The organism is Geodermatophilus sp. SYSU D00779 (assembly GCF_054050595.1).
In genome coordinates this window covers 136,256-148,430 of record NZ_JBJGZQ010000009.1, presented here as the reverse complement: position 1 = coordinate 148,430, position 12,175 = coordinate 136,256, and the positions used below count along the sequence as shown (strand labels likewise).

Sequence of the window (12,175 nt, the reverse complement as noted above, 5' to 3'; positions counted from 1 at the left end):
TACGGTCCAGGCATGGACGCTAGCGGAGGTCTCCCCGCCGGTCGGATCGTCGGGCTCCCGGCCACCGAGCTGGCCACCCGCGTCCGGTCGGGGGAGCTGACCGCGGTCGAGGTCGTCCGCGCCCACCTGGCCCACCTCGACGCGGTGGAGCCGCGGGTCGGCGCCTTCCGCGTCGTCCGCCGCGAGGCCGCCCTGGCCGAGGCGCACGCCGTCGACACCGCGCTCACCCGCTTCGCGATGCCGCTGGCCGGGGTGCCGGTCGCGGTCAAGGACAACGTCGCCGTCGCCGGTGAGGTCTGCACCGACGGCTCCGCCGCCCGCACCGGGCCGCCGGAGACCCGCGACGCCGAGGTGGTGGGACGGCTGCGCCGGGCCGGGGCGGTCGTCGTCGGCATCACCCGGATGCCGGAGCTGGGCCTCTACGGCGCCACCGACGGGCCCGGCACGGTGACCCGCAACCCGTGGGACACGGCGCGGTCGCCGGCCGGCAGCTCCGGCGGCAGCGCGGCGGCGGTCGCCTCCGGCGCGGTCCCGATCGCCCACGGTAACGACGGCATGGGATCGCTGCGGCTGCCCGCCGCCGCGTGCGGTCTGGTGACGCTCAAGCCCGGCCGGGGCGTGGTGCCCGGCGGCATCGGCGCCGACGACTGGTCCGGCATGGCCGTCAACGGTGCGCTGGCCACCACGGTCGCCGACCTCGCCGTGGCGCACGCCGTGCTGGCGGGGGAGGAGCCCACGCCGCTCGAGGCGCCCGGCCGGCCGCTGCGCTTCGCCGTCTCGACCGGCTCCCCGGTGCCCGGCACGCGCGCCGACGGGCCGGTCCGGGCGGCCGTCGACACGGTGGTCGCGGCCCTCACCGCGGCCGGTCACACCGTCGTCCGCCGCGACCCGCCGATCACCACCGGGGCCGCGGCCGGCGCGCTGGCCCGCTGGATGGCCGGCGCCGCCGACGACGCCGCGCACCTGGGCATCCCGCTGGCCGACCTACAGCCGCGCAGCCGCACGCACGCCCGCGTCGGCCGCGCCGTCCGGGCCGCGGGTCTCGTCCGGCCGGCCACCGCCGACCGGTTCCGCGAGCGGATGGTGGAGTTCTTCGCCGACGTCGATCTGCTGCTCACCCCGGTCGTGACCGGGCCGCCGCTGCCCGCCCGGCCCTGGCACGAGCGCTCGTTCCTGGCGAACGTGACGGCCAACGCGCGCTGGGCGCCGTGGACGGCGGCCTGGAGCCTGGCCGGCCTCCCGGCCCTCGTGCTCCCCGCCGGCACCCGCCCCACGGGGCAGCCGCTGGCGGTCCAGCTGGTCGGCCCCCCGGGGGCCGAGAGGCGACTACTCTGGCTGGCCGGAGAGCTGGAGCGTCGGCTGCCCTGGCGTCGTCATGCCCCGGTCTTCGACCCCGCCGGAGCGTCGTCCCCGGCTCCCGTCTGAGCACCCGGGCGAGCGGCAACGTCGCCGTCGTCACGGATTGCGCCCGGGCGGTGACGGCGTTGTCCGTATCGACATCTCGACACCTCCACCGCGGGCCCGGCGCGACCGGCCGGCCCGGCTGACCGACAGGGATCACATTGGACCGTCTCGTCGTCCGCGGCGCCCGCGAGCACAACCTCAAGGACGTCCACCTCGACCTGCCCCGGGACGCACTGATCGTCTTCACGGGGCTGTCCGGCTCGGGGAAGTCCAGCCTCGCCTTCGACACGATCTTCGCCGAGGGCCAGCGCCGCTACGTCGAGTCGCTGTCGGCCTACGCCCGCCAGTTCCTGGGCCAGATGGACAAGCCCGACGTCGACTTCATCGAGGGCCTCTCGCCGGCCGTCTCGATCGACCAGAAGTCGACCAACCGCAACCCGCGGTCGACCGTCGGCACGATCACCGAGGTCTACGACTACCTCCGGCTGCTGTACGCCCGCGCCGGGCAGCCGCACTGCCCCAACTGCGGCAAGCCGATCTCGCGGCAGACCCCGCAGCAGATCGTCGACCAGGTGCTGGCCATGGAGGAGGGCACCCGCTTCCAGGTGCTCGCGCCCGTCGTCCGGGCCCGCAAGGGCGAGTACGTCGACCTGTTCAGCTCGCTGCAGACGCAGGGCTTCTCCCGCGTCCGCGTCGACGGCGTCGTCCACCAGCTGACCGACCCGCCGAAGCTGAAGAAGCAGGAGAAGCACACGATCGAGGTGATCGTCGACCGGCTCACCGTCAAGGAGAGCGCGAAGCGGCGGCTCACCGACTCGGTGGAGACCGCGCTGGGCCTGGCCGGCGGCCTCGTCGTCCTCGACTTCGTGGACCTCCCCGAGGACGACCCCTACCGCGAGCGCACGTACTCCGAGCACCTCGCGTGCGTGGACGACGGGCTGTCCTTCGAGGCGCTCGAGCCCCGGTCGTTCTCCTTCAACTCTCCGTTCGGCGCCTGCCCCGAGTGCACCGGCATCGGCACCCGCAAGGAGGTCGACCCCGACCTCGTCGTGCCCGACCCGGGGAAGAGCCTGGCCCAGGGTGCGATCGCCCCGTGGGCCTCCTCGATGAGCAACGAGTACTTCACCCGGCTGCTCACCGGTCTCTCCCAGCAGCTCGGCTTCTCCATGGACGACCCGTGGGAGCGGCTGCCGGCCAAGGTGCAGAAGGCCGTGCTGCACGGCTCGCCGGACCAGGTGCACGTCCGCTACCGGAACCGCTACGGCCGCGAGCGCAGCTACTACGCCGCGTTCGAGGGCGTGCTGCCCTTCATCGAGCGGCGGCACGAGGACACCGACAGCGAGTTCATGCGGGACAAGTACGAGGGCTACATGCGCGACGTGCCCTGTCCCGTCTGCCACGGCACCCGGCTCAAGCCCGAGATCCTCGCGGTCAAGCTCAACGGCCGCTCGATCGCCGGGGTCACCGGGCTGTCCATCGGCGAGGCCTCGGAGTGGCTGGGCGCGCTGGAGCTGGGTGAGCGGGAGCGGGCCATCGCCGACCGCGTGCTCCGGGAGATCCAGGCGCGGCTGTCCTTCCTCGTCGACGTCGGCCTCGACTACCTCTCGCTGGACCGGCCGGCCGCCACCCTGGCCGGTGGCGAGGCGCAGCGGATCCGGCTGGCCACCCAGATCGGCTCGGGGCTGGTCGGCGTCCTCTACGTGCTCGACGAGCCCTCCATCGGGCTGCACCAGCGCGACAACACCCGGCTGATCGAGACCCTCGTGCGGCTGCGCGACATGGGCAACACGCTCATCGTCGTCGAGCACGACGAGGACACGATCAAGACCGCCGACTGGGTGGTCGACATCGGCCCCGGCGCCGGCGAGCACGGCGGCGAGGTCGTCGTCAGCGGCACGGTCGAGGAGCTGATGGCCAGCGAGCGGTCGCTGACCGGGCAGTACCTCTCCGGGCGCAAGGAGATCGCCGTCCCGCAGGTGCGCCGCCAGCCCACGCCCGGCCGGGAGCTGGTGGTCAAGGGCGCCCGCGAGCACAACCTCAAGGGCGTCGACGTCACCTTCCCGCTGGGCCTGCTCGTCGCGGTCACCGGCGTCTCGGGCTCGGGCAAGTCCAGCCTGGTCAACGACATCCTGTACACGGTCCTGGCCAACGAACTGAACCGCGCGCGGATGGTGCCCGGCCGGCACCGCACCATCACCGGGCTCGACCAGCTCGACAAGGTCGTGCACGTCGACCAGTCGCCGATCGGCCGCACCCCGCGGTCCAACCCGGCGACCTACACCGGCGTCTGGGACCACGTCCGCAAGCTGTTCGCCAGCACGTCCGAGGCGAAGATCCGCGGCTACCAGCCCGGCCGCTTCTCCTTCAACGTCAAGGGCGGCCGCTGCGAGGCCTGCTCCGGCGACGGCACCCTGAAGATCGAGATGAACTTCCTGCCGGACGTCTACGTGCCGTGCGAGGTGTGCAAGGGCGCCCGGTTCAACCGGGAGACCCTCGAGGTGCACTACAAGGGCAAGACCGTCGCCGAGGTCCTCGACATGCCCATCGAGGAGGCGGCCGACTTCTTCGCCGCCATCCCCGCCATCTCCCGGTACCTGCGCACCCTCACCGAGGTCGGGCTGGGCTACGTCCGGCTCGGCCAGCCGGCGACCACCCTCTCCGGCGGGGAGGCGCAGCGGGTGAAGCTGGCCAGCGAGCTGCAGAAGCGCTCCAACGGCCGCAGCGTCTACGTGCTCGACGAGCCCACGACCGGGCTGCACTTCGAGGACATCCGCAAGCTGCTGATCGTGCTGCAGGGCCTGGTCGACAAGGGCAACTCGGTGATCGTCATCGAGCACAACCTCGACGTCATCAAGAGCGCCGACTGGCTGATCGACATGGGCCCCGAGGGCGGCTTCCGCGGCGGCACGGTCGTCGCCGAGGGGCCGCCGGAGTTCCTCGCCACGGTCCCGGAGAGCCACACCGGCCGCTACCTGGTCCCGATGCTCGACCCCGACGCAGTGGCCGCCGCGGCGGCGCCGAAGAAGCGGGCCCGCAAGAAGGCCAGCTGAGCGGCGGTCGGGCACCGGGCGGGGCCCGGCCCGACCTCCGCAACTCGGTCGACGCCCCGTGACCGGGGTGCCAGCATCGGGGCCGTGGACCTGGTCGCGGCCTCACCGGCGTTCGTCCTCGCCGTGGTGCTGATCGCGGCGTCGCCGGGGCCGGCGGTGGCCCTCGTCCTGCGGCGGGCCGCGCTGCGCGGCTTCCGCGGAGCGGTGCCGACCGTCCTGGGGCTCGAGGCGGGGCTCTACGTGTGGGCCCTGCTGGCCGCTGCGGGTGCCGCCGCCCTGGTGACCGCCTCCGAGGTCGCCTTCCTGGTCCTGCGGGTCGTCGGCGCGGTCGTCCTGGTGTGGTTGGGGCTGCAGGCCTGGCGGGCCGCCTGGCGCGCCCGGAGGTCCCCGATCGAGGCCGGTGCCCCGGCACCGCCGGTCGGCCCCGACCGGCGTGGCCGGTGGACGGCGTTCGGCGAGGGGCTCCTGGTCCAGCTCGCCAACCCCAAGGCCGCCGTCTTCCTCATGGCCTTCTACCCGCAGTTCGTCCCGACCGACCGGCCGTTGTTCGCCACCACCGCGGTGCTGGCGCTGGTCCAGGTGGCCATCGAGACCGCGCTGTACACGGGGCTGGCCGCCGCCGTCGCCCGTGCCGGCGCGTGGTTCCGCCGCCCCGGGGTCCGCAGCCGTCTGGAGGCGGTCAGCGGCACGGTCCTCGTCGGCCTCGGCGTCCGGGTCGCGGCCGCCGACCGGTGAGACCCGGACGTGCTCCGCGGAGGGGCCTGCCACCGACGGGCCGCTGGGCGACGATGGCCGGGTGACGGACGCACAGCGGGACCACGACCTCGTCGTCTACGGCGCCACCGGCTTCGTCGGCCGGCTGCTCGCCGCGTACCTCGCCGGCGCCGCCCCGGCCGGCCTCCGCATCGCGCTGGCCGGCCGGTCCCGCAGCCGGCTCGAGCGGGTGCGCGGTGAGCTGCCGGCGGCCGCCCGCGACTGGCCGCTGGTCGAGGCCGACTCCACCGACGCCGCCTCGCTCGCCGCGCTGGCGGCCTCGACCCGGGTGCTCGCCACGACCGTGGGCCCGTACGCCCGCCACGGCCTGCCGGTGGTCGAGGCCTGCGCCCGGGCCGGCACGCACTACGCCGACCTCACCGGCGAGGTGCTGTTCGTCCGCCGGGCGATCGACGCCACCGACGCGGTCGCCCGCGACACCGGCGCCCGCGTCGTCCACGCCTGCGGCTACGACTCCATCCCCTCCGACCTCTCCGTCCTCCTGCTCGCCGAGCGGGCGCGGGCCGACGGAGCCGGCGGCCTGCGCGACGTGCAGCTGGTCGCCACCGCCCGTGGTGGGTTCAGCGGCGGCACCGTGGACTCCGTCCGCGTCCAGTTCGAGGAGCTGCGCCGCGACGCCGCCGCCCGCCGGCTGGTCGGCGACCCGTTCGCCCTCAGCCCCGACCGCGCCGCCGAGCCCGACACCCGGCAGCCGCGCGACGCCGGTCCGCCGTCGCGCACCCCCGACGGCCGCTGGACGGCACCGTTCGTCATGGCCCCGTTCAACACCCGCGTCGTCCGCCGCAGCAACGCCCTGCAGGACTGGGCGTACGGCCGCGACCTGCGCTACGGCGAGGTGATGGGCTGCGGGCGGGGGATCCCCGGTGCCGCGGCGGCCACCGCGGTCACGGGCGCGCTGGCCGGCTTCGCCGCCGCGATGAGCCTGCCCCCGACCCGGTCCCTCCTGGACCGGGTGCTGCCCGAACCGGGCACCGGCCCCGGCGAGCGGACCCGGGCCCGCGGCTGGTTCCGCATGGAGGTCGACGCGACCACCGGGAGCGGACGCCGCTACCGCGCCACCGCCGCCGGACAGGGCGACCCCGGCTACGCCGCCACCGCCGTCATGCTGGGCGAGACCGTCCTCGGCCTGGCCCTGGACGGCGACCGGCTGCCCGACCGGGCCGGGTCGCTCACCCCCGCCACCGCGCTCGGGCCCGTGCTGGTCGAGCGCCTGCGCGCCGCCGGGCACACCTACGAGGTCGCGGAGACGTGAGCCCTTCGACCGGGGACGCCGGGCTTGAGCGGAGGGCGACCCACGCCCTACCCTCCGTGTGATCCACGTCACGCCGCGGTCGCGGTGTGGCGGGTCCCCGATCGAGGAGGCGCCGGTGACCGCGCTCACGCCCGACTGTGACCCGGACCTGTCGAACTGCGGCTCGCCGACGTCCCCGGGGGGCGGCGTGCGGTCCGCGGTCGTCCTCCTCGCCCTGGTGGCGATCGGCGCGCTCGCGGTCACCGGCGAGGCGGTGCCGGGCGCGGTCGCCGTCCTGGCCGGCGGCGTGGGCGTGCTCTCGGCCCTCGTGCTGGCCCGGCGGGCGGTGCGGCTCGCCGGGCGGGCCGGTGCCGCCGTCCTGGCGCACGGGCCGTGGGCCGGGGCGGTGCACCGCTCACGCCCGGTCGGCTGACCGCGGCGAGCCGCCCCCGGACCTGCGCGGGCGGCCGTGGACGGGCAGGCTGACCGGCGACGACGCCGTCCGAGGAGGCCAGCCCGATGACCAGCCCCGCTCCCGTCACCTGGATCGACGCCCGCGACGGCGCCCGGCTGGCCGAGCGCCGCTGGACGCCCGACGGCCCGGTGCGGGGGGCCGTCCAGCTGGTGCACGGGCTCTCCGAGCACGCCGGGCGGTACGAGCGGCTGGCCGGCGCGCTGACCGCCCAGGGGTTCGCCGTGGCCGCGCTCGACCAGCGCGGGCACGGGCTCAGCGCGGAGTCCACCGGCGCCGGCGGCTTCGGCGAGGGGGCCACGAGCGACGCCGTCCTCGACGACGTCCGCGACCTGGGGGAGCGGCTGGCCGCCGACCACCCCGGCGTCCCGCGCTTCCTGCTCGGCCACTCGCTGGGCTCGGCGGTCGCGCTGGCCTCCGCCGAGCGGGACGGCGCGGACCTGGCCGGCCTGGTGCTGTCCGGCCCGATCGGCGTCGCGCCCCAGCTGGCCGAGGCGGTGCCGCAGCTGGAGGCGGCCGTCGCCGGCGGCATGGGGGACCAGCCGATGGACGCCCTCGGCGCCTTCAACGCGCCCTTCGAGCCCGCCCGCACGCCCTACGACTGGCTCACCCGCGACCCGGCGGAGGTCGACGCCTACCTCGCCGACCCGCTGTGCGGCGACGACGTCCCGCCCACGTACCGCTACGGCGCCGGGATGTTCGCGCTGGTCACCCACGCGGCCAGCCCCGAGGGCGTGGCGGGGCTCCCCGACGGGCTGCCGGTGCTGCTGCTGGCCGGGCAGTGCGACCCGGTCGGCGGGACCGACGCCGCCCAGGTCGCCGCGCTGGCCGACCTGCTGCGCGACCGCGGCCTGCCGGTGGAGCTGCGGGTCTACCCCGACGCCCGGCACGAGGTCTTCAACGAGACCAACCGCGACGAGGTGACCGGCGACCTGCTCGCCTGGCTGGGGGCCCGGCTCGGCGGCTGACCGGCGTCCGGATCACACCGGTGTCATCTGGTCGGCGAACCGTCGTCCGGCCCACCTAACCTGGGGTACATGCCCGACCCGTCCACGTACCGACCGGCGGTCGGCAGCATCCCGGAGTCACCCGGCGTCTACAAGTTCCGCGACCCCAACGGCCGGGTCGTCTACGTCGGCAAGGCCAAGAGCCTCCGGCAGCGGCTGAACAGCTACTTCGCCGACGTGGCGGGCTTGCACCCGCGCACCCGGCAGATGGTGACGACGGCGGCCAGCGTCGAGTGGACCGTCGTGGGCACCGAGGTCGAGGCCCTCCAGCTCGAGTACAACTGGATCAAGGAGTTCGACCCGCGGTTCAACGTCCGCTACCGCGACGACAAGAGCTACCCGTCGCTGGCCGTGACCCTGAACGAGGAGTACCCGCGGCTGCAGGTGATGCGCGGCCCGAAGAAGAAGGGCGTGCGCTACTTCGGCCCGTACGCGCACGCCTGGGCGATCCGCGAGACGCTCGACACCCTCACCCGGGTCTTCCCGGCCCGCACCTGCTCCAACGGCGTCTTCAAGCGCGCGGGGCAGATCGGCCGCCCGTGCCTGCTCGGCTACATCGGCAAGTGCGCCGCCCCCTGCGTCGGCCGGGTCTCCGCCGAGGAGCACCGGGAGATCGTCGACGGCTTCGTCGAGTTCATGGCCGGCCGCACCGACCAGATGGTCCGCCGCCTGGAGCGCGAGATGGCCGCCGCGGCCGAGGCGATGGAGTACGAGAAGGCCGCCCGGCTGCGCGACGACCTCGGCGCCCTCAAGCGGGCGATGGAGAAGCAGGCCGTCGTCCTCGGGGACGGCACCGACGCCGACGTCGTCGCCTTCGCCCAGGACGAGCTCGAGGCCTCGGTGCAGGTCTTCCACGTCCGCGGCGGGCGGGTGCGCGGCCAGCGCGGCTGGATCGTCGACAAGGTCGAGGAGGTCACCACCGGCGAGCTGGTCGAGCAGTTCTTGCTGCAGGTCTACGGCGGCGTCGACGAGGCGACCGGCGTCGGCGAGGCCGGGGAGGCGGTGCCCCGGGAGGTGCTGGTCCCCGAGCTGCCCGACGACGCCGACGTCTACGAGGAGCTGCTCAGCGAGCTCCGCGGCAGCCGCGTCAGCCTCCGGGTGCCGCAGCGCGGCGACAAGCGGGCCCTGCTGGAGACGGTGGAGCGCAACGCCAAGGAGGCCTTCGCCCGGCACCGGGTCAAGCGGGCCAGCGACCTCACGGCGCGCTCGCTGGCGCTCTCGGAGCTGCAGGAGGCGCTCGAGCTGCCCGAGGCGCCGCTGCGGATCGAGTGCATCGACATCTCGCACGTCCAGCAGACCAACGTCGTGGCGTCGATGGTGGTCTTCGAGGACGGGCTGGCGAAGAAGTCGGACTACCGCCGCTTCTCGGTCCACCAGGGCACCGACGACACCGCGGCGATGGCCGAGGTCGTCCGCCGCCGGTTCGCCCGCCACCTCAAGGAGGAGGCCGACCGCCGCGACGAGCAGGGGATCGCCGCGGAGGAGGGCCGGCCGCGCAGGTTCGCCTACCCGCCGAACCTGCTCGTGGTCGACGGCGGTGCGCCACAGGTCGCCGCGGCCGCCCGGTCGCTCGACGAGCTCGGCGTCGTCGACGTCGCCGTGTGCGGCCTGGCCAAGCGGATGGAGGAGGTGTGGCTGCCCGGGGAGTCGGACCCGGTCATCCTGCCGCGCACCTCCGAGGCGCTGTACCTGCTGCAGCGGGTCCGCGACGAGGCGCACCGCTTCGCGATCACCTACCACCGGCAGAAGCGGTCCACCAGCATGCTGGTCTCCCTGTTGGACGACGTCCCCGGTCTCGGGGAGTCGCGGCGGAAGGCGTTGATGAAGCAGTTCGGGTCCCTCAAGCGGCTGCGTGCCGCCACCGTCGAGGAGCTGATGGCCGTGCCGGGCATCGGCCGGCGGACGGCGGAGGCCGTGCTGGCGGCGGTGGCACAGCCGGAGGCGGGGGAGGCGACGGCCCCGGCGCACGCGGACGACGACGCCGCGGAGGAGACCGTCGAGACGACGACCGCCCCGGCCGGCCCGGCCGAGCGCGGCACCCCCCGCAGCGGCTCCGGCGCCACCGCCGAGGTCGGACTGGTGGTCTCGTGAGCGAACGGGTCGAGACCGCACCCCAGGACGCCGCACCCCAGGACACCGCACCCCAGGACGCCGTACAGGAGACCGACCACCGGGACACCGCCCACCTCGAGGTGCCTCCCGGCACGCCGGGCCACCCGCACAGCGACGTCCCTCCGCCGCTGGACCCGTCGTCCACCGAGACCCAGCCCCTGGACGTCGTCGTCGTCACCGGGCTCTCCGGCGCCGGCAAGAACAGCGCCGGGCGGGTGCTGGAGGACCTCGGCTGGTTCGTCGTCGACAACCTGCCGCCGGCGCTGCTGCTGCCGATGGTCGAGCTCGGCGCGCGCGGCGACGTCCGCCGGTTCGCCGCCGTCGTCGACGTGCGCAGCCGGGCCTTCTCCAGCGACCTGCAGGAGGCGATCCGGGTGCTCGCCGAGGCCGGCCACCGCCCGCGGGTGGTCTACGTGCACGCGCGCGACGAGGTGCTGGTCCGCCGCTACGAGTCCAACCGCCGGGAGCACCCGCTGCAGGGCAGCGGCACGCTCACCGACGGCATCACCGAGGAACGGGCGCTGCTGACCGGCATCGCCGGCGAGGCCGACCTCTGGGTCGACACCAGCGACCTCAACGTCCACCAGCTGCGCGCCACGCTGGAGAACGCCTTCGCCCGCGAGGGCAAGACGCCGCCGCTGACCGCGACGGTGCTCAGCTTCGGGTTCAAGTACGGCCTGCCGCTGGACGCCGACCTCGTCGTCGACGCCCGCTTCCTGCCCAACCCGCACTGGCTGCCCGACCTGCGCCCGCACACCGGCCAGGACCCGGACGTGCGCGACTACGTCCTCGGCCAGGAGGACGCCCGGCCCTTCCTCGACCGCTACACCGACGTGCTGCGGCTGCTCATCCCCGGCTACCGCCGCGAGGGCAAGCGGTACCTCACCCTCGCCGTGGGCTGCACCGGCGGCAAGCACCGCAGCGTCGCCATCGCCGAGGAGTTCGCCCGCCGGCTGCGCGCGGACGGCGTCGACGCCGCCGTCCAGCACCGCGACCTGGGCCGCGAGTAGTGGGCGCCGCGGAGTCCGTCCGGCCCGCCGGCGCGGACGGGACCGGGGTCCGGCCGCTGCGGGTCGTCGCCTTCGGCGGGGGCCACGGCCTGGCCGCCGCGCTCGCCGCCTGGCGCCGGATCACGCCGGACCTCACCGCGGTCGTGACCGTCGCCGACGACGGTGGCTCCTCCGGGAGGATCCGCCGGGAGATGCCCGTGCTGCCCCCCGGGGACCTGCGCATGGCCCTGGCCGCCCTGGCCGGCGAGCGCGAGGACACCCGGCAGCTGGCGGCGCTGCTGCAGCACCGCCTCGGCGGCACGGGCGTCCTGGCCGGCCACTCGGTGGGCAACCTGGTGCTCACCGGCCTGACCGAGATGCACGGCGGGGACACCGTCCGCGCGCTGGACGACGTGTGCCGGCTGCTCGGCGCCTGCGGGCGGGTGCTGCCGATGGCCGACGTCCCGCTCGACCTGGTCGCCCAGGTGGAGAGCGCCGACCCCGACGACCCGGTCCGCACCCGCACGATCCGCGGGCAGTCGGCGATCGCCGCGACCCCCGGCCGGGTGCGCCACATCCTCGTCGCGCCGGCCGACCCGCCGGTGCACCCCGCCGTCCTCGACGCCATCGCCACGGCCGACGTCGTCTCCCTCGGCCCGGGCTCCTGGTACACCTCCGTGCTGCCGCACCTGCTGGTGCCGCGGCTGCGCGCCGCGCTCGCCGCGAGCAGCGCCCGGGTGGTCGTCGTCCTCAACCTCGAACCCCAGCCGGGGGAGACCGACGGCTTCTCGCCGGAGGAGCACCTGACCGTCCTGCAGGGCCATCTCGGCGGAGTGGCATTGCACACGGTGATCGCCGATGAGGAATCGGTGGTTGACCGCTGTGGTCTCCTGTCTGCGGTACGTGAGTGCGGTGCCGAGCTCGTGCTGGCCCGGGTCGCCGAGGACGGTGGCGTGCCGCGGCACGACCCGGCGCGCCTGGCCGGAGCTCTCCGCCAGGCGCTCGGGACGCGGCAGGGCATGGACGAACGCGAGCCGGTACCGCAACCTCACGTACCGGATCCGGTACGAGGGGGAGACGAAGGGAACGCCGCACATGGGGCTGGTTGAGCCCGGGGGAACGTGGGGGTGGACGGC

General features: G+C 75.1%; 9 protein-coding genes. All 9 read left to right on the top strand.

Annotation, left to right across the window (positions count from 1 at the left end; all coding sequences use genetic code 11):
* The first annotated feature begins 12 nt into the window (after positions 1-12).
* Positions 13-1,425 carry an amidase gene (locus tag ACI79G_RS09550; protein ID WP_456880892.1) on the top strand — a complete coding sequence of 471 codons (1,413 nt, stop codon included), beginning with the start codon at positions 13-15 and terminating at the stop codon, positions 1,423-1,425.
* Between the two features lie 137 nt (positions 1,426-1,562).
* Entirely contained in the window at positions 1,563-4,454 is a 2,892-nt protein-coding gene (gene uvrA, locus ACI79G_RS09545) for an excinuclease ABC subunit UvrA (RefSeq protein ID WP_456880891.1), read from the top strand.
* Between the two features lie 84 nt (positions 4,455-4,538).
* Positions 4,539-5,189 (top strand): LysE family translocator, encoded by a 651-nt coding sequence (locus ACI79G_RS09540; RefSeq protein WP_456880890.1) that lies wholly within the window; start codon positions 4,539-4,541, stop codon positions 5,187-5,189.
* Positions 5,190-5,250: 61 nt separating this feature from the next.
* Complete coding sequence (locus ACI79G_RS09535) at positions 5,251-6,480, top strand: saccharopine dehydrogenase family protein (RefSeq protein ID WP_456880889.1); 1,230 nt, start codon at positions 5,251-5,253, stop codon at positions 6,478-6,480.
* Between the two features lie 115 nt (positions 6,481-6,595).
* Positions 6,596-6,892 (top strand): hypothetical protein, encoded by a 297-nt coding sequence (locus ACI79G_RS09530; protein ID WP_456880888.1) that lies wholly within the window; start codon positions 6,596-6,598, stop codon positions 6,890-6,892.
* Between the two features lie 86 nt (positions 6,893-6,978).
* Positions 6,979-7,899 carry an alpha/beta fold hydrolase gene (locus ACI79G_RS09525; RefSeq protein WP_456880887.1) on the top strand — a complete coding sequence of 307 codons (921 nt, stop codon included), beginning with the start codon at positions 6,979-6,981 and terminating at the stop codon, positions 7,897-7,899.
* A 69-nt stretch (positions 7,900-7,968) separates the two neighbouring features.
* Positions 7,969-10,029, top strand: coding sequence for an excinuclease ABC subunit UvrC (gene uvrC / locus ACI79G_RS09520; protein ID WP_456880886.1), 2,061 nt, complete (start codon positions 7,969-7,971; stop codon positions 10,027-10,029).
* Entirely contained in the window at positions 10,026-11,060 is a 1,035-nt protein-coding gene (rapZ, locus tag ACI79G_RS09515) for an RNase adapter RapZ (protein ID WP_456880885.1), read from the top strand. Before uvrC ends, rapZ begins: the two co-directional genes overlap by 4 nt.
* Positions 11,060-12,148: a gluconeogenesis factor YvcK family protein gene (locus ACI79G_RS09510; RefSeq protein WP_456880884.1), complete on the top strand. Its 1,089-nt coding sequence runs from the start codon at positions 11,060-11,062 to the stop codon at positions 12,146-12,148. The genes rapZ and ACI79G_RS09510 overlap by 1 nt, the downstream gene beginning before the upstream one ends.
* Positions 12,149-12,175: the final 27 nt, after the last annotated feature.